The organism is Pseudomonas crudilactis (assembly GCF_013433315.1).
In the GTDB taxonomy this organism is placed as follows: domain Bacteria; phylum Pseudomonadota; class Gammaproteobacteria; order Pseudomonadales; family Pseudomonadaceae; genus Aquipseudomonas; species Aquipseudomonas crudilactis.
Window position 1 is genome coordinate 73,900 of sequence record NZ_WXVV01000019.1, and the last position, 24,262, is coordinate 98,161.

Genomic DNA, 24,262 nt, shown 5'->3' on the forward strand with positions numbered 1-24,262 from the left:
ATCGATCAGATAATGAGCTGCAGGCTTTCAAGGGCGCGTGCGGGGTTGAGCAACAGGATCTTCTTGCCGTGAATTTTCCACGTGCCATCGATGTTGATCAGTTGATGTTCAACGGTTACCGGGTAGTGCCATTCGTTGTCGCCGCGCGCTTCGCAATAGAGCATGTTCGAGCTGGCGAAGGCGCTGAACGAGGCCGCGTCGAGGGTGATGTGCGGGCGCTGGGCGATGTGCAGGCTGCGACTCTTCGGTTGCTGGGAAAAGTTGCGTGCGTTGGCCAGGCGGTTGATCCGCAGCGTGGTCAGAAAGCGGTCTTCATACACCAGCGACGATTCGTGCAACGGGCTGACCTGCTCACGGGTCCTGGGAATCCAGTAGTGGTAGTCATCGCTGAGCAGCTGTTGCCAGGCGTCGAAATCCTGCTGGTCGAGCAAGTGCAGTTCGGTCTCGATCAGTTGCTCGATGGCGTGGTGATTAGATTGGTCGTGTTGCATGGTCGTCCCGCATCAAGTGCTGCCAACTGTTATAGAAATTACGCATGGCCATTTCGCTGGTGCCGGACACCACTTGGGTCTGCGCATAGGATTCGTTCGGGCTGAACAGGCGGGCGACGTTGACCCATTCGTTGGCGTCGCTGCCCAGGCCTTCCATGGCCCGTTCGTACATTTCCACGTCGTCGTGGGCGACCATCGAGCACGGCGAGTTGATCAGGTTGTTGTACTGCACGGTTCTTTCCAGCAACTGCACGGGCGCACCTTGCAGTTCGAAGATCCACGACTCGACGATGGTTTCGCGGGCGCTGACCGGTTTGATCACGCGCAAGGTCTGGATCGGTCCCTTGACCATCAGGTTGGGGAAATACACGGTGTTGTGGCGGGTGTCGTCGAGGATCGCCCGGGCCTGCTCTTCACCGTAGCTTTCGACCATCAAGTCCCAGTAACCGGGGATGTCGGTGTAGGCCTTGTGGATCGAATTACTCACCCCGGTGTGCCCATGGCCATTGGGCCAGACCCGAATGCCCATGCCGGCGAAAAACTCGTAGGAGGCCATGAACGGCGAGAACAGTTCGACGGCCATCGGTGGCTTGCCCTGATCACCGGTTTCCTGCCACAGGCGGATGGCTTCGCCGGCCGAGGACTCGTGGGCGATCATCGGGTGGCAGGTGTCGGTCTGGTTGTCGACGACCATTTTCCAGTTGCAGCGATGGCGGTGCAGCAGTGGCTGGCCGATCACTTTCAACTGACCCTGCGGCGAGCGCATGACCATGTTGTCAAGGGTCGACAGCGACTCACCAAAAAACGCCTCGAAGCCGATGCCTTCTTCCGTCAAACGAACAAAGACGAAGCCGCGATAGTTGTGCACCGCGTTCACCGGGCGCATGCCTTTGTGCGCAGAACAACTGCTGAGGTCGCAGTCGTCGTATTCCTTTTTCACCGGAATGCTCAGCAGTTCGCCGTCAGTCTTGAACGTCCAGGCGTGATACGGGCAACGCATGAAGCGGCCGACATTGCCGCGGGCTTCGGCCAGCACTTTCACGCCTTTGTGCGGGCAGCGGTTGTGCAGGACGACGATGGCGCCATTCTTCTGCCGCACCATCGCCAGCGGCTGTTGGGCGAGGGTGGTGGTGAAGTAGTCACCGGTCTCGGGGATCAGGCTGTCATGACCCAGGTAGCACCAGCTCGCGGCAAATACGCGCTGCTGTTCCTGTTCGAAAAGCGCCTGATCAAGGAACAGAGATTTATGCACTTCTCTGCCATTGAAATAGTTGTCCAACGGGGTGTCCTCTCTCAGATCGCCAGTTTCAGGCGCGGGCTTTTCGCCCGTGAAACGCAGGGGTAGATTCGTGCGCTGCAGGCAGCTTCCTGTTCGCTCATGATGAAATCGCGGTGGTCGACTTCGCCTTCCAGTACGTCCAGCGCACAGACTCCGCATTCACCGCGACGGCAGTCGTAGAGGGGGTCGAGTCCGGCCGCTTCGAGGGCTTCGAGCAGCGATTGCTCAGCGCTGACGGTGACGCTGACGCCAGAGTCGGCTGCCTCGATGACAAAGCCTTGTGCGGCGTCATCGCGGGCAACGTTGAACACTTCCAGATGGATCTGCTCCCGCGCCAGGCCAACGCTTTCGGCGTGGCTGAGTACCGCGCTGAGCATCGCCGCCGGGCCGCAGACATACAGACGGTCATCGGCGGTCAGGTCGGCAAGCACTTCGCTGATCGCCGGGCGACTGCCGGAGAGGTGCAGTTGCAGGCGTTCTTGCAGCTGTTCTTGCAGGTGCCGGGCGTAGACCGCGTCGTCGGCGCTCTTGGCGAAGTAATGCAGGTGCGCAGGGCGGTTCAACGCGTCGAGGTGGCGCAGGATGCCGGTCAGCGGCGTGATGCCGATGCCACCGGCAATCGCGATATCACGTCCGCTGTCCGCGTCGAGCGGATAGTTGAAGGTGTTCAGCGGGCCTTCGAGTTCCACGCTGTCATTGACCGCCAAGGTGCGGATGTACTGGCTACTGACGGAGTCTGGCGAGAGGCGGATAGCGAAGGTGAACCGGCCATCCGCAATCTCGTCCACGTGCACCGTCGAGTAATGCCGACAGTCGTCCAGCCCCGGAATCAGCCATTTGAAGTGCGCACCGGCATGGGTCATGTCCGACAGGGAGGCCGGACCGCTGACGGTGACTTCCTTGATCGATGCCGAGAGCATCCGGCAGTGGGTGACGGTGAATTTCATGCAGGTTTTTCCTGGCTCAACGGTGTTTCGTGCAGGTACAACCACTGGACATCGTGGTGCTGGACGCGAAGGATCGCCACCGACAGGCGCGAGGTTTCGCTCTGATTCAGGCGATGGGTTTCCTTGTAGCGCAGGGCCACGGTCGAGCCTTCGTGCCAGACCGTGTGCAGGTCGCTGATCAGAATCTCCAGACCTTTGCGGGCACCGACGGCGCCGCTGAACAGTTGCTCGACTTGTGCCCGACCGACCACGGCGGCCGACGTGGTGACCATGCTGAAGTGTTCGGCGAACACCGCCATCAGCGGGGCGATGGCGTCTGCGCCGGCACCGTCGGCATCGGTGAAGACGCGGTGAATCAGTTCGTGCACGTGGTGAATACTGTGTTGCGCTCGTTCAACCAGGTTGTTGTTCATGGCATTCCTTTGGAGGGTTCAATTGACTCATCTGAAACAGCGGGAACAGCCCGACCAGTGCCGCAATCGCGAACGTCGCGTGGTAGGCCTGCGTGGTGTCGAACTGCTTGAGCAGCACATTGAAGATCATCAGAAACAACGCGGCACCGAGGCTGAACGACATCTGCCGATTGATGTTCCAGATCACGCTGGCCTTGTGCGTATCGCCACCGGCGAAATCCATCAGCGAGGTGGTTTGCGCGGTGTTGGCGCCGATGCCTCCGCCGATGCCCATCAAGCTGTAGGCGATGACGATCACCCACAGGTCCGTCGGCGCGTTGACCAGCATCAGCGTGGCGATGCCGGCGCTGTGCAGCAGCATGCCGAGGGTGAACAGGCGTTTGGCGCCGACGCGGTTGTAGACCCGGCCGCATATCGTCATCGCAATGAACGCGCCGATGGCGTAGAGGATCATGAACATCCCGGTCAGCCGGGCGCTGAAGTGCAGGGTGTTTTGCAGGAAGAAAATGCTCATCAGGTTGACCCCGGTGAACACGCCGGGAATCGCGTAATAGATGAGGATCGAGGTGCTGAGTTTCTTGCTCTTGAGCAGGCTCAATTCGATGATCGCGTTGTTGCAGCGGCGGTAGTGCAGCAGGTACAGCGCGATGAACAGCAAGCCCGCCGCAACACAGCTCAACGCGGCCAGCGCCGGGTAGTCGCCGCCGTACAGCGACATGCCCATCAGCAGACTGGCGAGTGCGGCGCTGACCAACAGCAGGCCTTTGATGTCCGGACGTGGCAGGTCCGCTGGTTTGCTTTCCTTGATCCACAACCACGACAGCCCGGCGGCGATCAGCGAGAACGGAATGTTGCTGTAGAACACCCAGCGCCAGGAACTGCTGTCGACGATGATGCCGCCGACCGTCGGCGAAATGGCCGGGGCAATCAGCGCGACCGCCATCACCAGTGTGGAGATCTTGGCCCGTTGCTCGCCCTGAAACAGATTGAAGGTCAGCGCCTGACCGACCGGAATCAGCAGTCCGCCACCGACGCCCTGAACGAACCGCCAGATCACCAGTTCGTGGAAACTGTCGGCCATGCCGCACATCCACACCGAGCCGGTGAACACCAGCATCGAAGCGGTGAGAATCTCGCGACTGCCAAAACGCCCGGCCAGCCAGGTGCTGACCGGAATAATCAGGGTCAGGCCAAGAATATAAGCATTGGCGACCCACGCCACCGATGAAGTACTGACCTGCAAAGTTGCCGATATACTCGGCAAAGCCACAGCCGACATAAATATATTTATACAGTCAATAAAAAAGCCGATCAGAAAGATCAGCGCGATCTTATAGCGATAGTTCATGTTGTATCCCCTTTGCCGCGCAGCATAGGGGCGATGGACTTGAAGTGTCGATACGACTATGCTTAAAACAATGTTTGACAGGATTTAACAGTGAGCCACAGCGCCATGCATTCTCATCTTAATCGGGTTCAGACGTTCCTTGCGGTGGTGGATTTTGGTTCTTACACCAAGGCTGCGAATTATCTGAGTATCAGCAAAGCCATGGCCAGCCTGCATGTCAAGGCACTGGAAGAAGTTTTGTCGGCGACGCTGTTGATCCGCAATACCCGCAATATATCGCTGACCGAAATAGGTCAGGAGTTTTATGAAGAGTTCAAGGGTATTGTCGCGGACATCGACAATGCCTTTGATAATGTCCTCAAGGGTAATAATCGGGTATCCGGAAAGTTACGGATTAGTTCAACCAGTGAATACGGTGAAAAGTATATTCTGCCGTTGATTCCACTGTTCTCCGAGCGTTATCCGGAAATTCGCCTGTGCTACAACTTCAACTCTTCATTGAATGATCTGGTGGCGGAGAAGCTTGATTTGGTGATTCGTCTGGGCAACTTGGCGGATTCGGCATTCAAGAGCCGCAAGTTGGCCGATTATGAAATCGTGCTGGTCGCCAGCAAGGCCTTTCTCGCCCGGCATCCGGTGCGGGAACCGCAGGATCTGAACAGCGTGCCGTGGATCGCCAACAGCAATTTGCAGGCGCCGACCCAGTGGACATTGCGCCTTGGGCAAGGGCAGGGCGTTGAGGTCGGCGGCACCAGCCACTTCGAATCGAACTCGTCGACGGCCATTCGCTCGATGACGTTGTCGTCGCTGGGCGTGTCGGTTCTGCCTGCATGGGTGGTGGCCGATGACATTGCCGCCGGGCGTCTGGTGCGCTTGCTGCCGGAGTATTCGCTGCCTTCGCAGTCGATCAATGTGGTATTTCCCAACACCCCGCATCTGCCGCACAAGTCGCGGGCGTTCATTGATTTTCTGTTGTTGCACCTGGCGCAGTGATGCCGGCCCAAAAGCCCCTCACCCTAGCCCTCTCCCGGAGGGAGAGGGGAATTGATCGCGTGGTCCTTGCGAGTGACGCCGACCTGAAATATCGAGTCGAGCTCAGGATTGGAAAAGCCCCGATCGGCTCCCTTTCCCCCTCGCCCCCCTTGGGGGGAGAGGGCTGGGGTGAGGGGGGGCTGGATCTTGTTGGCACAACAAAAAGCCCCTGAATCTCACAATTCAGGGGCTTTCGTTTAAGCGTTGATCCGAAGATCAGGCCGCTTCGATCTTGCGGTTCTGTTCAACCTTGCCCAGATAAGCCGCCAGTTTTTCCTGCTCCGCCGGGGTGGTGAACAAGCCCAGTTTGCTGCGGCGCCACAGAATGTCGTGGGCAGTGGTCGCCCACTCTTCGCTGCACAGGTAATCAACCTCACGGGTGTAAAGCCCGCCGCCCAGGTGTTCGCCCATGTCGGCCAGGGTTTCCACGCCTTCAAGCATGCGCCAGGTGCGGCTGCCGTAGGTGGTGGCCCAGCGGCGCGCGATTTCCGTCGGCACGAAATCGAACTTGTCGCGAATCTGCGCGCACAAGGCTTGTGGGGTGGTCATGTCTTCGCCACCGGGCAGCGTGGCTGTAGCTGTCCAGCTCGGGCGCATCTGCGTGAAGAACGGCATCAGTTGCGCCATCGCCGATTCAGCCAGTTTGCGGTAGGTAGTCAGCTTGCCGCCGAACACTGACAGCAATGGCGCTTCTTCGCCGCCAGCCGACAACGCCAGAGTGTAATCGCGGGTCACCGCCGAAGGATTGTCGGATTCGTCGTTACACAGCGGACGCACACCGGAATAGCTGTGCTGGATGTCGTCGCGACTGATCTGCTTTTTGAAGTGAGCATTGACTACTTTCAACAGGTAATCGGTTTCGCCTTCAGTGATGGCGACTTTCGCCGGATCGCCGGTGTACTCGCGGTCGGTGGTGCCGATCAGGGTGAAGTGATTCAGGTACGGAATGGTGAAAACGATGCGCTGATCTTCGTTTTGCAGAATGTGCGCATGATCACCTTCGTACAGCTTCGGCACGATGATGTGGCTACCCTGAATCAAACGGATGCCGTATGGCGATTCCATCTTCAGGTCGTCACGGATGAACTTGGCCACCCATGGGCCGGCGGCGTTCACCAGTGCTTTGGCGGTGATCGAAAACAGGCTGCCGTCGGCGCGCTCCAGATTCAGGTGCCACAAGCCTTTGGCACGACGGGCGCTGACGCAACGGGTCTGGGTGTGCACGTGGGCGCCTTTTTCGCGGGCGGCCATGGCGTTGAGCACCACGAGGCGGGCGTCGTCGACCCAGCAGTCGGAGTATTCGAAGCCATTCTTTATTTCGCTTTTCAGCGCGCTGTCGGCGCCGAACTTCAGACTTTTCGAGCCTGGCAGTTTTTCGCGTTTGCCGAGGTTGTCATAGAGGAACAGGCCTGCGCGGATCATCCACGCCGGACGCAGGTGCGGACGGTGCGGCAGCACGAAGCGCATCGGTTTGACGATGTGCGGCGCCTTGGCCAGCAGTACTTCGCGTTCGGCCAGCGCTTCACGCACCAGACGGAACTCGTAATGCTCGAGGTAGCGCAGGCCGCCGTGGATCAGTTTGCTGCTGGCCGACGAGGTGTGGCTGGCCAGATCGTCTTTTTCACAAAGGAACACCGAAAGCCCGCGACCGGCGGCATCCGCTGCGATCCCCACGCCATTGATCCCGCCGCCAATAACGGCGAGGTCGTAGATCTCGGAGAGTGGGGGCGTACGCAAGGTAGAGGTGGACATCGGCTGGCCTCGGGTTCTTTTGATTTTCTATATTGGAAATCGAACATGAATGTTCATTTGCGAAAATGGTAGCCCATAAAGACGCGCACAGCCAGTCACGTTCGATTGAAAAAACTCATCGAAGGGCAGAGAAAGGAAAATTTTCGAACATTAAAGCAAAAGATCGCAGCCTTCGGCAGCTCCTACAGGTCAGATGAACCCATGTAGGAGCTGCCGAAGGCTGCGATCTTTTGATGTTTGGGGGTTAAACGACTTCCAGGCGAATCTTGTGCTGAGTCAACAACTGCGCCAGCGCCGGCACCGGCTGCTGATCGGTCACCAGGCAATCAATCAGGCTGATCGGCCCTAACCGAATCATCGCATTACGCCCGAACTTGCTCGAATCCGCCGCCAGAATCACTTGCCGCGCATTGGCAATGATCGCCTGCGAAACCCGCACTTCCTGATAATCAAAATCCAGCAAACTGCCGTCTTCATCGATGCCGCTGATCCCGACCAGGGCGAAATCAACCTTGAACTGATTGATGAAATCCACACTGGCCTGACCGACCACACCGCCATCACGACGCACGTTGCCACCGGTTAGCAGCACATCGAAATCATCCTTGGCACTGAGCATCGACGCCACGTGCAGGTTGTTGGTGATGATCTTCAGATGATTGTGATTGAGCAGGGCGCGGGCAATCGATTCGGTCGTGGTACCGATATTGATAAACAGCGAGGCGTGATCGGGAATCTGTGCGGCGATGGCTTCACCGATGCGTTGTTTTTCATCGCGCATCTGATCGGCGCGCATCGCATAGGCAGTGTTTTCAACGCTGGAATCATAGGCCGCGCCGCCATGGTAGCGACGGAGCAGATTGGCTTCCGCGAGCTGATTGATATCGCGGCGGATGGTTTGCGGGGTAACAACGAACAGCGTGGCCATTTCCTCGATGCTCACATAGCCGCGTTCGCGGACCAGTTCGAGGATTTGCTGCTGACGGGGAGGCAGATTCATGGGGCTTCCTTTGGGCTGCCGTGCAAAATTTGCCCATGATGCCGCAGGAATCTCCTCCCGACCAGTTACATACAGATACGAGTACTCAGGTTGGCTTATTCAGCGTCCTCACGCGCCCAGTCACGGGTGCGGCTGACGGCTTTTTTCCAGCCTTTGTACAGCTTCTCTTTCTCCACTTCGTCCAGGCTCGGCTCGAACTCGCGCTCGATCACCGCTTTGCCGCGCAGTTCTTCCAGGCTGCCCCAGAAGCCGCACGCCAGACCGGCCAGATACGCCGCGCCGAGTGCCGTGGTCTCGCGCATTTGCGGACGCTCAACCTGCGTGCCGAGGATGTCGGCCTGGAACTGCATGAGGAAGTTGTTCGCTACCGCGCCGCCGTCCACGCGCAGGGCTTTGAGGCGTTCGCCGGAGTCCTGCTGCATGGCGTCGAGTACGTCGCGGGTCTGGTAGGCGATCGATTCCAGCGCGGCGCGGATGATGTGATCCACGCGCACGCCGCGCGTCAGGCCGAACAGCGCGCCACGGGCATACGGGTCCCAGTACGGAGCACCGAGACCGGTGAATGCCGGCACCAGGTATACGCCGTTGCTGTCCTTCACTTTATTGGCGAAGTACTCGGTGTCGTGGGCGTCGTTGATGATCTTCAGTTCATCACGCAGCCATTGCACGGTGGAACCGCCGTTGAACACCGCGCCTTCCAGTGCATAAGCGACTTCGCCGCGCGGGCCGCAAGCGATGGTGGTGAGCATGCCGTGCTGGGATTTCACCGCTTTGTCGCCGGTGTTCATCAGCAGGAAGCAGCCAGTGCCGTAAGTGTTTTTCGCCTGGCCCGGCTCGACGCACATCTGCCCGAACAACGCCGCTTGCTGGTCGCCGGCAATACCGCCGATGGCGATGCCGCTCTTGGTGCGACCGTAGATTTCCGAAGACGCCTTCACTTCCGGGAGCATTTCGCGCGGGATGTCGAGGATCTCCAGCATCTTCGAATCCCACTCCAGCGAGTGGATGTTGAAGAGCATAGTGCGCGAAGCGTTGGTGTAGTCGGTGACGTGCACCTTGCCGCCGGTGAATTTCCAGATCAGCCAGCTATCGACGGTGCCGAACAGCAGTTCGCCGTTGCGCGCACGTTCGCGGCTGCCCTCGACGTTGTCGAGGATCCACTTCAGTTTGGTGCCGGAGAAGTACGGGTCGGTAACCAGACCGGTGTTGTCGCGGATGTAGTCTTCGTGGCCATCACGCTTGAGCTGCTGGCAGATCTCGGTGCTGCGGCGGCACTGCCAAACGATGGCGTTGTACACCGGACGGCCGGTGGTCTTGTCCCAGACCACGGTGGTTTCGCGCTGGTTGGTGATGCCGATGGCGGCAACCTGGTCGTGATGCAGACCGGCCTGGGCCAGGGCTTCAACCATCACCGCGCTCTGGGTGGCGAAGATTTCCATCGGATCGTGTTCGACCCAACCGGCCTGTGGGTAATGCTGGGCGAATTCGCGCTGCGCGGTGCAGACCACGTTCGCATCGCGGTCGAAAATGATCGCGCGGGAGCTGGTCGTACCCTGATCGAGGGCAATGATGTAGTTCTTATTCTGAATGTCGGTCATGTCGATTGCCTTGGACGAAATAAGGGAGAGTGGGCCGTGGCGCAGGCTCTATAGGGCAGGAACCCGCGCCGACTGTTTCAAGAAGTTCTTGGTTTGCCGTCAATGGCCGGTTCTGCATCCTTTGTAGCAGGTGTAGCGCCGGTCAGGTGACGGGCGATAAGCCCGCGATACCCGGCAGCGCCGAGGCAGGCACCGACAATCGGTGCAAAAATCGGAATCAGGAAGTACGGAATATCGCGACCGCCAGTGAAGGAAATTTCACCCCAGCCGGCGAAGAAAGTCATCAGTTTCGGACCGAAGTCACGCGCCGGGTTCATCGCAAAACCGGTCAACGGCCCCATCGAGCTGCCGATCACCGCGATCAGCAAGCCGATCAGCAGCGGTGCCAGCGGGCCTTTCGGCAGGCCGTTATTGTCGTCGGTCAGCGACATGATCACGCCCATCAGGATCGCGGTAATGATCATCTCGACCAGGAACGCCTGCGCGGTCGACAGTACCGGGTTCGGGAAGGTCGAGAACACCGAGGCCAACTCAAGGCTGGCGGCTGAGCCACGAACCATTTGATGAGTTTGTTCGTAATCGAAGAAAAGATTGCTGTACAGCGTGTAAACCAGCAGCGCTCCGCAGAAGGCGCCGGCGATCTGGGCAAGAATATAGAACGGCAGTTTGCGCTTTTCGAAGTCGGCGAAGATCGCCAACGCGATGCTCACGGCCGGGTTCAGGTGCGCGCCGGAAACCCCGGCAGTGAGGTAGATCGCCATGCTCACGCCGACGCCCCAGATGATGCTGATTTCCCACAGGCCGAAGCTGGCGCCCGCGACTTTGAGCGCGGCGACACAACCGGTGCCGAAAAAGATCAGGAGAGCAGTACCCAGAAACTCGGCCATGCATTGGCTTGAGAGCGTTGGTTGCTGTAAAGCAGTTGTCATTGAAAACCTCGGTTTTTGTTGTTGTCTGGCGCGATGCCGTCAGGGCAGGGCGCGATTTTCCCCGGTCAGGAATCCCCATTCCTTTCCCGGTTTACTGCTAAATGCTGCGGTGATGATAATTCTTACATTATTCAGATTCGAAAAAATATAGACAAGAAACAAACCTGTCAAAGGTCGAAAGTGAACCGTCGGTCACAATAAAACTATTCGCTGCGTGAATGATCCTTCGCGGTTCTCGCAGACTGGATCGCTTGAAACGGCTGTAAGCCACGGCAATCGCGGCTTGGACTAGAGCCTTTTGAGATGTGATCGCCTAGAATCCGACGCAGTGTTTTTCTGTCACTGCCGAGCCTGGAGCTGCCATGACCCCTGCGTTGGACTTGTTGAAAAAAGTTCGTGCCGAACATCGCGTGCACAGTTACGAACATGACCCAAAGGCCGCGTCCTATGGGCTGGAGGCCGCAGAGAAACTGGCACTGGAACCGGCGCAGGTGTTTAAAACCCTGCTGGCGGCCAGCGAAAAAGGCGAGTTGCTGGTGGCGGTGGTGCCGGTCGTCGGAAGCCTCGACCTCAAAGGTCTGGCGCATGCGGCAGGCGTGAAAAAAGTCGAGATGGCTGACCCGGCGGCCGCACAGCGCTCCACCGGTTATCTGTTGGGTGGTATCAGTCCGTTGGGGCAGAAGAAGCGCCTGCGTACGTTCATTGATAACTCGGCTCAGGGTTTTGCGACTATTTATGTCAGCGCCGGCCGGCGAGGCCTTGAGGTGGAACTGGCACCCGCCGTGCTCGCCGAACACACCCAGGCGAAATTTGCCGATATTGGCCGTGCGTAATCGTTATCGCTGTATGCAGAAAATTGCCCGGTTCTGTCACTGGCGCTGATCGTGTCGTGGCGGCATGCTCTGCCGACTGACTTAGGGAGAAGGTTATGCAGCTCGAGTTTCATCAGGTCGACGCGTTCAGTGATCGGCCGTTCAGTGGCAATCCGGCAATGGTTTATCGGCTGGATGCGTGGCTTGCGGATGAGCTGATGCAGAAGATTGCCGCCGAGCACAATCTGGCGGAAACCGCGTTTCTGGTCCGCGAAGGTCAGGCCTGGCACATTCGTTGGTTTACCCCGACCACTGAAGTGCCGCTGTGCGGGCACGCGACACTGGCCAGTGCTTATGTGTTGTTCGAGATCTACAAAGAAACCGCCGAGCGTATCGACTTCACCAGCAAGTCCGGGCCATTGAGTGTCAGCCGTGAAGATGGCCGCTTGTGGCTGGATTTCCCTTCGATTGTGCCGTCAGAGATTGGTGTAACGCTGGATGTCGAACGTGCATTGGGCGTTGAAGCCGTTGATGTGCTCGGCTCAAACGAACTGTTTGTGGTGCTGGAGTCGGAGCAGGCGGTGCTTGATTGCAAGCCGGACATGGTTGCACTCGCCAAGCTGCCGTGGCTGGGCGCGATCGTCACGGCGCGGGGCAATCAGCACGACTTCGTCTCGCGCTATTTCGCACCGGCGATTGGCATCAATGAAGATCCGGTCACCGGATCGACACATTGCAGCCTGATTCCGTATTGGTCGAAGCGACTGGGCAAGTCGAGCCTGACGGCGTATCAGCGTTCGGCACGGGGTGGGGAGTTGTTCTGTCGGCTAGAGGGAGAGCGAGTAAAAATCGGCGGCAATGCGACGCTGGTTGCCAGCGGAACCCTGATCCTCGGTTAAAAGCTAAAAGATCGCAGCCTTCGGCAGCTCCTACATTGATCCCTGTAGGAGCTGCCGAAGGCTGCGATCTTTTGATCTTTAAAGCGCGGTGCTGTAGCGGCGGACGCCGTTTTCCACTGCCGGGATCTGTGCGGCGGTGCTGCCCGATGCCTGGAACAGTACGAGGTGTTCGGCGGCGACACGAATCCCGACTTCCGCGCCAACCTGATGATCCGCATGGCTGGGGAAAATCGATTCCAGCTGCGCACCCGTCGGTAGTTGCAGGCGATACAGCGTCGAAGCGCCCAGAAAGGTCTTGCCGACAATCCGTGCTTTCAAGCCACTGTCCGGTGCATAAACAATGTCATCCGGGCGCAGCAATACATCCACGGCGCCGCCAATCGGCCATGTATAAGCACGATTGCCACGCAACTCGCCCAGCTCGGTCTGCACCGATTCCGGGCTGCCGAGTTGGCCGCGAATGAAATAACCCTGGCCGATGAAGCTGGCCACATACGGCGTTGCGGGTTCGTGATAGAGGTTGTACGGCGTGTCCCACTGCTCCAGTCGACCTTCCTTGAACACGCCGACGTGATCGCTGACGGCGAAGGCTTCTTCCTGGTCGTGGGTCACCAGAATCGCGCTGGTGCCACGGGCCTTGAGGATGTCGCGCACTTCATGGCTGAGCTTGCGCCGCAGTTCGCCATCAAGGTTGGAGAACGGCTCGTCGAGCAGCAGCAATTGCGGTTCCGGCGCCAAGGCGCGGGCGAGGGCGACACGTTGCTGCTGGCCGCCGGACAACTCGTGGGGGAAACGCTTGCCGAGATTTTTCAGGTTGACCAGTTCGAGCAGCTCTTCGGTGACGCGCTCCTTGTTCGGATGCTTGCGGATACCGAAGGCAATATTGTCGGCGACGCTCAGGTGCGGGAACAACGCGTAATCCTGGAACACCATGCCGATCCGGCGTTTTTCCGGCGCCAGGGTGAAGCCGGCGCTGGAAATGGTCTCACCGCCGAGGGTGATCTCTCCTTCATGCACCGGTTCGAAACCGGCGATGGCGCGCAGGGTGGTGGTCTTGCCGCAGCCGGACGAGCCGAGCAGGCAGCCGATGTCACCGGCGTTGAGGTGCAGATTGAGGTTCTGCACCACGCGTTGATCTTGATAGCCGCAAGCGAGGTTGCGCAGGTTCAGCAGTAATTCATGGCTCATGCGTGGTGATATGCCGGTTCAACGAGGAACTCGAGCAGGGCCTTCTGTGCGTGGAGACGGTTTTCTGCCTGATCCCAGGCGACGGAGCGCGGGTCATCAAGCAGGTCGAGGCTGATTTCTTCGCCACGGTGCGCCGGCAGGCAATGCATGAACAGCACGTCCTCGGCAGCGAGGTCGAGCAGGGCACGGTTGACCTGGAACGGCGCGAACAGCTTGAGGCGCTTGGCAGTTTCCTCTTCCTGGCCCATCGAAGTCCAGACATCGGTGCTCACCAGGTGCGCGCCGCGCACGGCGTCCAGCGGGTCGCGAACGATGGTCACGCGATCACCGGCCTTGGCGACGAATTCAGGGTTTGGCTCGTAGCCTTCCGGGCAGGCAACGCGCAACTGGAAGTCGAACTGCATCGCCGCTTCTATATAGCTGTTGCACATGTTGTTGCCGTCACCGATCCAGGCCACGGTCTTGCCCTGAATCGAGCCACGGTGCTCAAGGAACGTCTGCATGTCGGCCAGCAACTGGCACGGGTGCAGGTCATCGGACAGGCCGTTGATCACCGGCACGCGCGAGTTGGCGGCGAATTCGGTCAGGGTGCTGTGGGCAAAGGTACGGATCATCACCGCATCGAGCATGCTCGACATGACGATGGCGCAGTCGCCGATCGGCTCGCCACGGCCCAGCTGGGTGTCGCGTGGCGACAGAAAGATCGCCTGGCCGCCGAGCTGGATCATGCCGGCCTCGAAGGAGATCCTCGTGCGGGTCGAGGACTTTTCGAAGATCATGCCCAGCACGCGGTTTTTCAGAGGCTCGAACAGTACACCGCGGTTACGCAGGTCCTTGAGCTCAACGCCTCGACGGATCACGCTGACCAGCTCTTCGGGCGTGCAATCCATCAGGGAGAGAAAGTGCCTTGCGCTCATCATTGACTACCTTTTTGCTACAAACCGCAGATGCTCAAAGCCTTGTTTAACGGAACAACGGGCGAGACCTGCGGCGTAAGCCGCACGGGGCGACGAAATAGGGGAAGGCGCGATATTGACATTAAATGTCGCGTTTTTCCAATAGGCTACGGTTTTTGTGGGATTCGGAGGACGCACTGGCGTTGCAGTCGCGTATTTGAAGCCGGGTTCAGGACAGCAGCGAGCCTCTTTGTACACTGGCCTCGCAGGGGTTGGCAATGCGGCGTGGCGGGGATCGCATCGCTTGGGTCGGTTTACCACCGTGGCGCCATGCCATCACTTGGTCGGATGCTCAGGCTGAAACATTTGCTAAAGCAAAGTGCTGGGTTATAAATAAGTTTCGAGCGACGCAGGAAGCCTCCGCATGGAATCGAAAGAAAAACTGTTAATGGAATTGCTGGGCCACACGGCTCGCTCTCTGACTCACCTCACTGCATCGGTCACCTCAATGTCCTTCGAACTGCTGCGCAGCGAAGACGAAGTGGTGAAGAGCGCTGGCCGCCACATGATCGACCGCATGGCGACCATCAGCGCCGGGCTCGATGAGCATTGGCGTCTCATCGGTGAACTCACCGGCGTGCACGTCGCCCACGAGCAGATCGAAACCATCCAGGAAATTCAGCTGGCCGCGCCGCCGCAGTTGCCGTCGAACTGATCATGGCGGTTTATCGGCTCGCCTGATAACCGTCGATTCACAAGACGAACGTCGCTGGCGCCTGACCTGCGCCGGGGCCATAGTTTTGTTCCCGCGGGCCTGATTGCCTGCCCAGAACAAGACAGAGACTGGCCATGACCAAGACTCTCCATCACCGTGCCTGCCACCTGTGTGAAGCCATTTGCGGTCTGACCATCGAAACCACTGAAACGGATGGCAATGTCGCGATCACCTCAATCAAGGGCGATGCGCTCGACACGTTCAGTCGTGGCCACATCTGCCCCAAGGCTGTGGCCCTGCAAGATATCCAGAACGATCCGGATCGCCTGCGCCAGCCAATGCGCCGTGTGGGCAGTGAATGGCTGCCGATCGAGTGGGACGAAGCGTTTGCGCTGGTTGCCGAGAAGCTGGCGGCGATTCAGGAGCGTCATGGCCAGAACGCCGTCGCGGTCTATCAGGGCAACCCGAGTGTGCATAACTACGGGCTGATGACCCACAGCAATTATTTCCTCGGTTTGCTGAAGACGCGCAATCGCTTCTCGGCGACCTCGGTCGATCAGTTGCCGCATCACCTGAGCAGTTATCTGATGTACGGCCATGGTTTGCTGCTGCCGATCCCGGACATCGATCACACCGACTTCATGCTGATCCTCGGCGGCAATCCGCTGGCCTCCAACGGCAGCATCATGACCGTGCCGGATGTCGAAAAACGTTTAAAAGCTATTCAGGCTCGCGGTGGTAAGGTCGTGGTGGTCGATCCACGGCGCAGCGAAACGGCGGCCATGGCTGACCAGCACCTGTTCGTTCGTCCCGGTGGCGATGCAGCCCTGTTGTTTGGCATGCTCAACACGTTGTTCAGTGAAGGCCTGACCCGCGACAGTCATCTGCCGGTCGATGGTCTGGACGAAGTGCGCGCGGCAGTCGCCGCGTTTACCGCTGAAACCATGAGTCCGTTGTGCGCCGTGCCTGCCGAGCAGATCCGCCAACTGGCGCGAGACTTCGCCGCAGCGCCGAGTGCGGTTTGCTATGGTCGGATGGGCGTTTCAACCCAGGCCTTCGGTACCCTTTGCCACTGGGTGGTGCAGTTGATCAATCTGCTCACCGGCAACCTCGACCGGGTTGGCGGCGCGCTGTGCACCGAACCTGCGGTAGATCTGGTGGCGTCGACCTCGGGCGGGCATTTCAACAAATGGCAGAGCCGCGTCTCTGGGCGTCCTGAATACGGCGGCGAGTTGCCGGTATCGGCGCTGGCCGAAGAGATGCTCACCGAAGGCGAGGGGCAGATTCGTGCGCTGATCACTGTGGCCGGCAACCCGGTGCTGTCGACGCCGAACGGACGGCAACTGGAGCAGGCTTTGGACGGCCTGGAATTCATGGTCAGCATTGACCTGTACATCAACGAAACCACGCGCTACGCCGACCTGATCCTGCCGTCGACCTCGGCGCTGGAGAATGATCACTACGACACCACGTTCAATCTGTTCGCAGTGCGTAACGTCACTCGCTTCAACCGCGCGCTCCTCGCCAAGCCCGAGGGCGCCTTGCATGACTGGGAGATCTTCGTGGGCCTGGCCAAGGCCTTTGCCGAAAAGACCGGCAAGGAACTGAAACCGACCATGCCACCGGCGAAGATGATCGACATGGGCCTGCGCATGGGCATGTACGGTGACGCTTCCGAGCAGAAACTCTCCTTGGCGACGTTGTTCGATCATCCGCACGGGATCGATCTAGGCGCGTTGAAGCCTAACCTGGCTGCGCGTCTGAAAACACCGAATCAGCGTGTGCAGGCCGCTCCGCCAGAGATCCTTGCTGACCTCGCACGCTTCGCTGCATTGCAGGCGCCGGCCGCCGACGAGTTGCTGATGATTGGCCGCCGCCACGTACGCAGCAACAATTCCTGGATGCACAACTATCACCGTCTGGTGAAAGGCAAGCCTCGCCACCAGTTGTTGATGCACCCGGATGACCTTGCCAGTCGTGGTCTCAACGATGGTCAGTTGGTGCGCGTCAGTTCGCGGGTCGGGCAGATTGAAGTCGAGGTAATCGGCAGTCTGGACATGATGAAAGGCGTGGTCAGCCTGCCGCACGGCTGGGGCCATGCGCGCCCGGGCGTACAGATGGGAATTGCCAGTGGCCAGCCGGGTTCGAGCGCCAATGACCTGACCGATGAATGCCAGCTCGACGAGTTGTCCGGTAACGCGGCGCTGAATGGTGTACCGGTGACGGTGGCGGCGGCTTGATCTAGTCTGTCGGGGAGACCGAGCATGGCGCTCGGGATTCCGTTACAATGCGCCACCGTGCCGACCGATGAGTCGGAAAGTTCAGCCGAGGTGCTCCATGGATATCATCGAAACGATTAAAGAGCAGATTGCCAACAACACCATTCTGCTTTACATGAAAGGTTCGCCGAATGCCCCACAGTGTGGCTTCTCCGCGAAAGCTGCGCAGGCTGTGATGGCTTGTGGCGAAAAGTTTGCGTACGTGGACATCCTGCAGAACCCGGAAATCCGCGCCAACCTGCCGAAGTACGCCAACTGGCCGACCTTCCCGCAACTGTGGGTCGGCGGTGAGCTGGTCGGCGGTAGCGACATCATGACCGAGATGGCGGCAGACGGTTCGCTGCAAAGCACCATCAAGGCAGCTGTTGAAGCAGCAGCGACGAACAAGTCCGAAGCCTGATCCGCTTTTGTGGAAGAGAGCTTGCTCGCTCCCACATGGGTTTCAGCAGTGACTGAAATCCGGGCAATAAAAAGCCCCGCGCCTCGAAAGAGGGCGGGGCTTTTTAGTGTCTCGAGTTCAGCGGGCGCTAACTTACTCTTCGCCCATCTGTGATTGCAGATAGTTCTCAAGACCGACTTTATCGATCAGGCCCAGTTGGGTTTCCAGCCAGTCGATGTGTTCTTCTTCGGATTCGAGAATGTCTTCGAGCAGTTCACGGCTGCCGAAGTCGCCAACGGTTTCGCAATGCGCGATCGCGGTCTTCAGGTCAGCGTGGCCGGTCTTCTCGATACGCAGGTCGCACTCCAGCATTTCCTGGGTGTGCTCGCCAATGTGCAGCTTGCCCAGATCCTGCACGTTCGGCAGGCCTTCGAGGAACAGGATGCGCTTGATCAGCTTGTCCGCGTGCTTCATCTCGTCGATGGATTCTTTGTATTCGTGCTTGCCGAGCTTGTTCAGACCCCAATCTTCATACATGCGCGCATGCAGGAAGTACTGATTGATCGCGACCAGCTCATTGGCAAGGATCTTGTTGAGATGCTGGATGACTGTAATGTCGCCTTTCATGATCGGAGTCCTGCCCTGTATTCGCTGTATATACGCCAGAGTTTGAGCTTCGCACTTATAAGTGTCAAACCTAAGTTATTGAATAATATATGAAAATTAATCGGAATAAGAATGTTTGTGTTCCGCGTCTGGAGCCTAAGCAATTGATTTACAGGCATAAAAAAACCGGACATAAGTCCGGTTCTTTGAAATGGGGTGTTATTACGCAGCAGTAAATTCTACCGGATAGGGGATCGCGGCCTGGGCGGTTTGCAGCTTGGTCAGGGTTTCGCGGACCACTTCCTTGGCAAGGCAGGCACATTTGCCGCATTGGCTGGCGACGCCGGTGGCCTGGCGGACTTCTTTATAGCTGCAGCAACCTTCATAGATCGCTTCGCGGATCTGTCCGTCGGTGACGCCAGTGCAGAGACAAACATACATAAGTGAGAACCGTCGCTGGTTGTGACTCAATTGCGATGGATCTTAATGTTAACGAGAATGATTGTCAAAGTGCTTTCGGAAGGCTTCAGCTGATTATCAGCCATGACTGACGAACGGTATTTGCTGGCGATTTGCCTGGCCCCGTAAATGCAGCGCCGTTCTGCGACTGCTTTGAAAAACCGTTAAGGACAGGCCAAATTCGCAGTGTATGATGGTCGGCCCTTGCGAAGGGGGTTCGTGTCACAGGGCTGTCGCCTGAGGGTGGCAGGCTGGCGCGGACCCTGAACTTCAAGTTTTTACACCAGGAGATATCAATGAGCGTACTCGTAGGCAAACAAGCCCCTGACTTCACCGTCCCGGCCGTACTCGGCAATGGCGAGATCGTTGACAGCTTCACCCTGTCCTCGGCCATCAAAGGCAAATACGGCCTGGTGTTCTTCTACCCACTGGACTTCACTTTCGTCTGCCCGTCCGAGCTGATCGCTCTGGACAACCGCATGGCCGACTTCAAGGCACGCAACGTTGAAGTGATCGCTGTGTCGATCGACTCGCACTTCACTCACAACGCATGGCGCAACACTCCAGTGAACAATGGCGGCATCGGCCAGGTGAAATACACCATGGCTGCCGACATGAAGCACGACATCGCCAAGGCTTACGACGTTGAGTCTGAAGGCGGCGTGGCTTTCCGTGGCGCGTTCCTGATCGACGACAAAGGCGTTGTCCGCTCGCAGATCATCAACGACCTGCCGCTGGGCCGTAACATGGAAGAGCTGATCCGTCTGGTTGACGCTCTGCAATTCCACGAAGAGCACGGCGAAGTCTGCCCTGCCAACTGGAAAAAAGGCGACAAAGGCATGAACGCTTCGCCAGAAGGCGTTGCGGCTTACCTGACCGAGAACGCTGCGGCCCTGTAAGGCGCAACGTCGAGGTACAAAAAAACCGGCCCACGTGGCCGGTTTTTTTATGCGCGGGATTTACCCGACGACGATCAATCAGTCGTCGAAGTCTTCCCAGCCACCCATCTGTTTCCAGCGGTTGACGATGCCACAGAACAGCTCAGCGGTTTTCTCGGTGTCGTAACGCGCGGAGTGCGCTTCACGGCCGTCGAAATCGATGTCGGCAGCCTGGCAGGCTTTTGCCAGTACGGTTTGACCGTAGGCAAGACCGGCCAGCGTCGCGGTGTCGAAGCTGGAGAACGGGTGGAACGGGTTGCGCTTCATGTCCAGTCGCGCAACTGCGGCGTTGAGGAAGCCGAGGTCGAAGCTGCTGTTGTGGCCGACCAGAATCGCGCGCTTGCAGCCGTTGGCCTTCAGCGCTTTGCGGATGCCACGGAAAATGTCAGTCAACGCGGTTTCTTCGCTGACGGCCATGCGCAGCGGGTGATCGAGCTTGATCCCGGTGAACTCCAGCGCTGCTGCTTCGATGTTGGCGCCTTCGAACGGCTCAACGCGGAAGAAGTAGGTGTGATCGGGGTAAACGAAACCCTTTTCATCCATGGCGATGGTGGTCGCGGCAATCTCCAGCAACGCATCGGTGGCCGAGTTGAAGCCGCCGGTTTCTACGTCGACGACAACCGGCAGGTAGCCGCGAAAGCGTGCTGCCATCGGGTGACGGGAACCGCCGCCGCCACTTTGACCGTCCAGTTCGTCGTCGAAATGGTCTTCACTCACGCGTGTTCCTCCAGCAGGCGCCAGCGCAGTTTTTCACCGGCGCGCAGCGGGATAACGGTCAGCTCGCCAAACGGCAGGCTGGTCGGGGCGGTCCATTCTTCACGGACCAGGGTGATGCGATCGGTGTTTGCCGGCAGGCCGTAGAAACGCGGACCGTTGAGGCTGGCGAAGGCCTCGAGCTTGTCCAGCGCGTTACGCTGTTCAAAGGCTTCGGCGTACATCTCGATGGCGGCGTACGCGGTGTAGCAGCCGGCGCAGCCGCAGGCGGCTTCCTTGGCGTGCTGAGCGTGCGGTGCCGAATCGGTGCCGAGGAAGAACTTCGCGCTGCCACTGGTGGCGGCGTCGAGCAGGGCTTCCTGGTGCGTATTGCGCTTGAGGATCGGCAGGCAATAGAAGTGCGGCCGAATCCCACCCACCAGCATGTGGTTGCGGTTGTAGAGCAGGTGATGCGCGGTGATAGTTGCGCCGACGTTGGCCGAAGCCTCGTTGACGAACTGCACGGCGTCGGCAGTGGTGATGTGTTCAAACACCACTTTCAGGGTCGGGAAGCGCTCGACCACTCGACGCATGTGCTCATCGATGAAAATCTTTTCGCGGTCGAACACGTCGACGTCGCTACGGGTGACTTCACCGTGGATCAACAGCGGCATGCCGACCTCTGCCATGGCTTCGATCGCCGGCAGAATCTTGTCGATGCTGGTCACGCCGGAATCGGAGTTGGTGGTCGCGCCGGCCGGGTACAGCTTGGCGGCATAGACAAAACCGCTGGCCTTGGCCTCACGAATTTCTTCGGGCTGGGTGCGGTCGGTGAGGTACAGCACCATCAGCGGCTCAAAGCGACTGCCGGCCGGGCGAGCAGCGAGAATCCGCTGGCGATAGCCGTCGGCTTCAGCGGCGTTGCGCACCGGAGGTACCAGGTTGGGCATGATGATGGCGCGGCCAAACGTGCGCGCAACATCGGCAACGGTATTGGTCAACACGGCACCATCGCGAAGATGAATGTGCCAGTCGTCGGGACGCAGCAGGGTCAGGCGGTCGGACATGAGGGGATTCCAGGCGGGTCAAACTGAGGCGAATGCTACCGGAAAAGACTCTTGCAGGCACTCGCTATCAAGTTTTGCAGGAACCTTCCGATATCCCGTAGGTATGCCGTAAACATAGTGTGAATCGGTCTTTGTGTTTCAGAAGCCAATGGAGCCTCCCGTGCGCCAGCGTTATTTAGCCTTGCTCAGTGTGTTTGCCAGCCTTCCGGCGATGGCGCTCACGTACCAGACCCGTCTGGAGAACATTGAGTGGACGGTCGCCGGCGACAAGTTCGAATGTCGTCTGACCCAGCCGATCACTGATTTCGGCTCGGGCGAGTTCGTGCGCAAGGCCGGCGAACAGGCGATCTTCCGTCTGAATGCCTACAACGCCATGCTTGGCGGTGGTTCGGCGACGTTGCTCGCGGCGGCTGCACCTTGGCAGCCGGGTCGTGGTGACATCAATCTGGGCTCCGTGAGGCTCGGCAGTGGCAACGTGCTGTTCAGCAGCTCACAGTCGCAGGCCGGCGGTCTGATCAGTGGTTTGCTGGACGGTCGCAGCCCGGTTGTACGTCGCGCGTCTGGCGATGGCCGCGTGTCGGAAGTGCGTTTATTGCCGGTGAAATTCAGCAAGGCGTTTAACGACTATCAGACTTGTGTAGCGAAATTGCTGCCGCAGAATTTCGACCAGATCAAGCAGTCGCAGATCGGTTTCCCCGGCGAAGGCGTTGATCTGGACGCCGCCGCCAAGGCCAAGCTGCAAGTGATGCTCGAATTCATGAAGGCCGATCCGACGGTCAATCACATCGAACTCGATGGCCACTCCGACAACAGCGGTAATCGCCTGACCAACCGTGAACTGTCGCGGCGCAGGGCGCTGGCAGTGGTCGACTTCTTCAAGGCCAATGGCATTCAGGAATCGCAGATCACCGTGCGTTTCCATGGTGAGCAATATCCGATCGTGCCAAACACCAATGCGGCCAATCGTGCGAAGAACCGTAGGGTCAATGTCAAACTGGCGCGCGTGGCGCCGGTCAGCCCAGCACCTGCGCCTCAAGCGAGCACGCCAGCCAGCACTGCAGCGACTTCCTGACCCGCCGGTCATCGTCGCGCTCTCGACAGATTCTGTCGCTTTGTCGTCTTAAGCTGTCGCGCCTCTGTAAATTATCGCGTTTGAGCGGTAGACTCCTCGGCTTTCCGTAGAACCCCGTGGAGTGATGGCATGGCGGACGTAAACAAGGTCGTTCTGGCGTATTCCGGCGGCCTGGACACTTCGGTGATCCTCAAGTGGCTGCAGGATACTTATAACTGTGAAGTGGTGACTTTCACCGCTGATCTCGGTCAAGGCGAAGAGGTCGAGCCGGCCCGCGCCAAGGCTCAGGCCATGGGCGTCAAAGAAATCTACATCGACGATCTGCGCGAAGAGTTCGTGCGTGATTTCGTGTACCCGATGTTCCGCGCCAACACCGTTTACGAGGGCGAGTACCTGCTGGGTACTTCCATCGCACGTCCGCTGATCGCCAAACGTCTGATTGAAATCGCCAACGAAACCGGCGCTGACGCCATTTCCCATGGCGCCACCGGCAAGGGCAACGACCAGGTGCGTTTCGAACTGGGTGCCTACGCGCTCAAGCCAGGCGTAAAAGTGATCGCGCCTTGGCGTGAGTGGGACCTGCTGTCCCGCGAGAAGCTGATGGACTACGCCGAGAAGCACGCGATCCCGATCGAGCGTCACGGCAAGAAGAAGTCCCCGTACTCGATGGACGCCAACCTGCTGCACATCTCCTATGAAGGCGGCGTGCTGGAAGACACCTGGACCGAGCACGAAGAAGACATGTGGAAATGGACCGTCTCCCCGGAGAACGCTCCTGACAAACCACAGTACCTGGAACTGACCTACCGCAACGGCGACATCGTTGCACTGGACGGCGTCGAAATGACCCCGGCCACCGTGCTGGCGACGCTGAACAAGATCGGTGGTGCTCACGGTATCGGCCGTCTCGATATCGTTGAAAACCGTTACGTCGGCATGAAGTCCCGTGGTTGCTACGAAACCCCGGGCGGCACCATCATGCTGCGCGCGCACCGCGCCATCGAGTCGATCACCCTGGACCGCGAAGTCGCTCACCTCAAAGACGAGCTGATGCCGAAGTACGCCAGCCTGATCTACACCGGTTACTGGTGGAGCCCTGAGCGTCTGATGCTGCAACAGATGATCGACGCTTCGCAGGTCAACGTGAACGGCGTTGTGCGCCTGAAGCTGTACAAAGGCAACGTCATCGTCACTGGCCGCAAGTCCGACGATTCGCTGTTCGATGCCAACATCGCGACCTTCGAAGAAGACGGCGGAGCTTACAACCAGGCCGACGCGGCGGGCTTCATCAAGCTCAACGCGCTGCGCATGCGCATTGCTGCCAACAAGGGCCGCAAGCTGTTCTGAGATTTTTCAGACTGACGCGCAATGAAAGGGCGGCCTTGTCTTCGAGACAAGGCCGCCCTTTTTTTAATTCTTTGTCAGTTTGTTGTCGAGTGATGCCAGTGCCTGGCTGCATGTGCGGCAAGG

General features: G+C 58.8%; 24 protein-coding genes. 9 read left to right on the forward strand and 15 right to left on the reverse strand.

The window, feature by feature from the left end; translation table 11 throughout:
- Positions 1-5 precede the first annotated feature (5 nt).
- Genes GTU76_RS20365 through GTU76_RS20385 form a run of 5 tightly spaced genes read right to left on the reverse strand, consistent with a single transcriptional unit; the run spans position 6 to position 4,478 of the window.
- The gene (locus tag GTU76_RS20365) at positions 6-491 is read right to left on the reverse strand and encodes an aromatic-ring-hydroxylating dioxygenase subunit beta (RefSeq protein ID WP_016986635.1); all 486 of its coding nucleotides are present in this window, start codon (positions 489-491) and stop codon (positions 6-8) included.
- Positions 472-1,770: a Rieske 2Fe-2S domain-containing protein gene (locus tag GTU76_RS20370; RefSeq protein ID WP_180699440.1), complete on the reverse strand. Its 1,299-nt coding sequence runs from the start codon at positions 1,768-1,770 to the stop codon at positions 472-474. The genes GTU76_RS20365 and GTU76_RS20370 overlap by 20 nt, the downstream gene beginning before the upstream one ends.
- Positions 1,771-1,784: 14 nt before the next feature.
- Positions 1,785-2,717, reverse strand: a complete 933-nt coding sequence (locus GTU76_RS20375) for a flavin reductase family protein (protein ID WP_016986637.1) — start codon at positions 2,715-2,717, stop codon at positions 1,785-1,787.
- Positions 2,714-3,130, reverse strand: a complete 417-nt coding sequence (locus tag GTU76_RS20380; RefSeq protein WP_016986638.1) for a hypothetical protein — start codon at positions 3,128-3,130, stop codon at positions 2,714-2,716. The genes GTU76_RS20375 and GTU76_RS20380 overlap by 4 nt, the downstream gene beginning before the upstream one ends.
- Positions 3,111-4,478 (reverse strand): MFS transporter, encoded by a 1,368-nt coding sequence (locus tag GTU76_RS20385; protein ID WP_016986639.1) that lies wholly within the window; start codon positions 4,476-4,478, stop codon positions 3,111-3,113. The genes GTU76_RS20380 and GTU76_RS20385 overlap by 20 nt, the downstream gene beginning before the upstream one ends.
- Positions 4,479-4,583: 105 nt before the next feature.
- On the opposite strand from GTU76_RS20385, the gene GTU76_RS20390 reads away from it, so the two are divergent.
- Positions 4,584-5,471 carry a LysR family transcriptional regulator gene (locus tag GTU76_RS20390; RefSeq protein ID WP_026000712.1) on the forward strand — a complete coding sequence of 296 codons (888 nt, stop codon included), beginning with the start codon at positions 4,584-4,586 and terminating at the stop codon, positions 5,469-5,471.
- 255 nt (positions 5,472-5,726) lie between these two features.
- Here GTU76_RS20390 and glpD read toward each other — a convergent pair whose 3' ends face one another.
- The 4 genes from glpD to GTU76_RS20410 all read right to left on the reverse strand — a co-directional run bounded on the left by glpD (position 5,727) and on the right by GTU76_RS20410 (position 10,789).
- Positions 5,727-7,262 carry a glycerol-3-phosphate dehydrogenase gene (gene glpD / locus GTU76_RS20395; protein ID WP_180699441.1) on the reverse strand — a complete coding sequence of 512 codons (1,536 nt, stop codon included), beginning with the start codon at positions 7,260-7,262 and terminating at the stop codon, positions 5,727-5,729.
- A gap of 244 nt (positions 7,263-7,506) precedes the next feature.
- On the reverse strand, positions 7,507-8,262 hold the full coding sequence (locus GTU76_RS20400) for a DeoR/GlpR family transcriptional regulator (RefSeq protein WP_016986643.1): 756 nt from the start codon (positions 8,260-8,262) through the stop codon (positions 7,507-7,509).
- Between the two features lie 95 nt (positions 8,263-8,357).
- A complete protein-coding gene (gene glpK / locus GTU76_RS20405) occupies positions 8,358-9,860 on the reverse strand; it encodes a glycerol kinase GlpK (RefSeq protein WP_122606844.1) in 1,503 nt (500 codons plus the stop codon).
- Between the two features lie 77 nt (positions 9,861-9,937).
- Entirely contained in the window at positions 9,938-10,789 is an 852-nt protein-coding gene (locus GTU76_RS20410; protein ID WP_016986645.1) for an MIP/aquaporin family protein, read from the reverse strand.
- Between the two features lie 362 nt (positions 10,790-11,151).
- On the opposite strand from GTU76_RS20410, the gene ybaK reads away from it, so the two are divergent.
- The gene (gene ybaK, locus GTU76_RS20415) at positions 11,152-11,622 is read left to right on the forward strand and encodes a Cys-tRNA(Pro) deacylase (protein ID WP_003227741.1); all 471 of its coding nucleotides are present in this window, start codon (positions 11,152-11,154) and stop codon (positions 11,620-11,622) included.
- 95 nt (positions 11,623-11,717) lie between these two features.
- On the forward strand, positions 11,718-12,500 hold the full coding sequence (locus tag GTU76_RS20420; RefSeq protein WP_180699442.1) for a PhzF family phenazine biosynthesis protein: 783 nt from the start codon (positions 11,718-11,720) through the stop codon (positions 12,498-12,500).
- A 78-nt stretch (positions 12,501-12,578) separates the two neighbouring features.
- Here the strand turns inward: GTU76_RS20420 and GTU76_RS20425 are convergent, their stop codons facing one another.
- Positions 12,579-13,688 carry an ABC transporter ATP-binding protein gene (locus GTU76_RS20425; protein ID WP_102901027.1) on the reverse strand — a complete coding sequence of 370 codons (1,110 nt, stop codon included), beginning with the start codon at positions 13,686-13,688 and terminating at the stop codon, positions 12,579-12,581.
- Positions 13,685-14,605 carry an ornithine carbamoyltransferase gene (gene argF, locus GTU76_RS20430; RefSeq protein ID WP_026000713.1) on the reverse strand — a complete coding sequence of 307 codons (921 nt, stop codon included), beginning with the start codon at positions 14,603-14,605 and terminating at the stop codon, positions 13,685-13,687. Before argF ends, GTU76_RS20425 begins: the two co-directional genes overlap by 4 nt.
- Positions 14,606-15,008: 403 nt before the next feature.
- Here argF and GTU76_RS20435 point away from each other — a divergent pair, with 403 nt between their 5' ends.
- From GTU76_RS20435 to grxD, 3 genes are all read left to right on the forward strand, one after another.
- Positions 15,009-15,299, forward strand: a complete 291-nt coding sequence (locus tag GTU76_RS20435; protein ID WP_016986650.1) for a hypothetical protein — start codon at positions 15,009-15,011, stop codon at positions 15,297-15,299.
- A 134-nt stretch (positions 15,300-15,433) separates the two neighbouring features.
- Entirely contained in the window at positions 15,434-17,539 is a 2,106-nt protein-coding gene (locus GTU76_RS20440; protein WP_180699443.1) for a molybdopterin oxidoreductase family protein, read from the forward strand.
- Positions 17,540-17,636: 97 nt separating this feature from the next.
- A complete protein-coding gene (grxD, locus tag GTU76_RS20445; protein ID WP_016986652.1) occupies positions 17,637-17,978 on the forward strand; it encodes a Grx4 family monothiol glutaredoxin in 342 nt (113 codons plus the stop codon).
- A gap of 132 nt (positions 17,979-18,110) precedes the next feature.
- On the opposite strand, the gene bfr is transcribed toward grxD, so the two are convergent.
- Positions 18,111-18,584: a bacterioferritin gene (gene bfr / locus GTU76_RS20450; protein ID WP_016986653.1), complete on the reverse strand. Its 474-nt coding sequence runs from the start codon at positions 18,582-18,584 to the stop codon at positions 18,111-18,113.
- Between the two features lie 201 nt (positions 18,585-18,785).
- On the reverse strand, positions 18,786-19,004 hold the full coding sequence (locus GTU76_RS20455; protein ID WP_003227725.1) for a bacterioferritin-associated ferredoxin: 219 nt from the start codon (positions 19,002-19,004) through the stop codon (positions 18,786-18,788).
- 314 nt (positions 19,005-19,318) lie between these two features.
- On the opposite strand from GTU76_RS20455, the gene GTU76_RS20460 reads away from it, so the two are divergent.
- Positions 19,319-19,921 (forward strand): peroxiredoxin, encoded by a 603-nt coding sequence (locus GTU76_RS20460; protein ID WP_003227723.1) that lies wholly within the window; start codon positions 19,319-19,321, stop codon positions 19,919-19,921.
- A 78-nt stretch (positions 19,922-19,999) separates the two neighbouring features.
- Here the strand turns inward: GTU76_RS20460 and rnt are convergent, their stop codons facing one another.
- Entirely contained in the window at positions 20,000-20,677 is a 678-nt protein-coding gene (rnt, locus tag GTU76_RS20465) for a ribonuclease T (protein WP_007916667.1), read from the reverse strand.
- Complete coding sequence (gene pyrC, locus GTU76_RS20470) at positions 20,674-21,720, reverse strand: dihydroorotase (RefSeq protein WP_180699444.1); 1,047 nt, start codon at positions 21,718-21,720, stop codon at positions 20,674-20,676. The genes rnt and pyrC overlap by 4 nt, the downstream gene beginning before the upstream one ends.
- Before the next feature lie 160 nt (positions 21,721-21,880).
- Here pyrC and GTU76_RS20475 point away from each other — a divergent pair, with 160 nt between their 5' ends.
- Together GTU76_RS20475 and GTU76_RS20480 are read left to right on the forward strand one after the other, a co-directional pair.
- Positions 21,881-22,792: a flagellar protein MotY gene (locus GTU76_RS20475; protein ID WP_175553324.1), complete on the forward strand. Its 912-nt coding sequence runs from the start codon at positions 21,881-21,883 to the stop codon at positions 22,790-22,792.
- Positions 22,793-22,921: 129 nt separating this feature from the next.
- Positions 22,922-24,139, forward strand: a complete 1,218-nt coding sequence (locus GTU76_RS20480) for an argininosuccinate synthase (RefSeq protein WP_016986656.1) — start codon at positions 22,922-22,924, stop codon at positions 24,137-24,139.
- Positions 24,140-24,262: the final 123 nt, after the last annotated feature.

Excerpts from the sequence above, each read along its gene's own strand:
- GTU76_RS20365 (WP_016986635.1), bottom strand. The coding sequence starts at position 491 with ATGCAACACGACCAATCTAATCACCACGCCATCGAGCAACTGATCGAG.
- GTU76_RS20375 (WP_016986637.1), bottom strand. The coding sequence starts at position 2,717 with ATGAAATTCACCGTCACCCACTGCCGGATGCTCTCGGCATCGATCAAG.
- GTU76_RS20380 (WP_016986638.1), bottom strand. The coding sequence starts at position 3,130 with ATGAACAACAACCTGGTTGAACGAGCGCAACACAGTATTCACCACGTG.
- GTU76_RS20385 (WP_016986639.1), bottom strand. The coding sequence starts at position 4,478 with ATGAACTATCGCTATAAGATCGCGCTGATCTTTCTGATCGGCTTTTTT.
- GTU76_RS20390 (WP_026000712.1), top strand. The coding sequence starts at position 4,584 with ATGCATTCTCATCTTAATCGGGTTCAGACGTTCCTTGCGGTGGTGGAT.
- glpD (WP_180699441.1), bottom strand. The coding sequence starts at position 7,262 with ATGTCCACCTCTACCTTGCGTACGCCCCCACTCTCCGAGATCTACGAC.
- GTU76_RS20400 (WP_016986643.1), bottom strand. The coding sequence starts at position 8,262 with ATGAATCTGCCTCCCCGTCAGCAGCAAATCCTCGAACTGGTCCGCGAA.
- glpK (WP_122606844.1), bottom strand. The coding sequence starts at position 9,860 with ATGACCGACATTCAGAATAAGAACTACATCATTGCCCTCGATCAGGGT.
- GTU76_RS20410 (WP_016986645.1), bottom strand. The coding sequence starts at position 10,789 with ATGACAACTGCTTTACAGCAACCAACGCTCTCAAGCCAATGCATGGCC.
- ybaK (WP_003227741.1), top strand. The coding sequence starts at position 11,152 with ATGACCCCTGCGTTGGACTTGTTGAAAAAAGTTCGTGCCGAACATCGC.
- GTU76_RS20420 (WP_180699442.1), top strand. The coding sequence starts at position 11,718 with ATGCAGCTCGAGTTTCATCAGGTCGACGCGTTCAGTGATCGGCCGTTC.
- GTU76_RS20425 (WP_102901027.1), bottom strand. The coding sequence starts at position 13,688 with ATGAGCCATGAATTACTGCTGAACCTGCGCAACCTCGCTTGCGGCTAT.
- argF (WP_026000713.1), bottom strand. The coding sequence starts at position 14,605 with ATGAGCGCAAGGCACTTTCTCTCCCTGATGGATTGCACGCCCGAAGAG.
- GTU76_RS20435 (WP_016986650.1), top strand. The coding sequence starts at position 15,009 with ATGGAATCGAAAGAAAAACTGTTAATGGAATTGCTGGGCCACACGGCT.
- GTU76_RS20440 (WP_180699443.1), top strand. The coding sequence starts at position 15,434 with ATGACCAAGACTCTCCATCACCGTGCCTGCCACCTGTGTGAAGCCATT.
- grxD (WP_016986652.1), top strand. The coding sequence starts at position 17,637 with ATGGATATCATCGAAACGATTAAAGAGCAGATTGCCAACAACACCATT.
- bfr (WP_016986653.1), bottom strand. The coding sequence starts at position 18,584 with ATGAAAGGCGACATTACAGTCATCCAGCATCTCAACAAGATCCTTGCC.
- GTU76_RS20455 (WP_003227725.1), bottom strand. The coding sequence starts at position 19,004 with ATGTATGTTTGTCTCTGCACTGGCGTCACCGACGGACAGATCCGCGAA.
- GTU76_RS20460 (WP_003227723.1), top strand. The coding sequence starts at position 19,319 with ATGAGCGTACTCGTAGGCAAACAAGCCCCTGACTTCACCGTCCCGGCC.
- pyrC (WP_180699444.1), bottom strand. The coding sequence starts at position 21,720 with ATGTCCGACCGCCTGACCCTGCTGCGTCCCGACGACTGGCACATTCAT.
- GTU76_RS20480 (WP_016986656.1), top strand. The coding sequence starts at position 22,922 with ATGGCGGACGTAAACAAGGTCGTTCTGGCGTATTCCGGCGGCCTGGAC.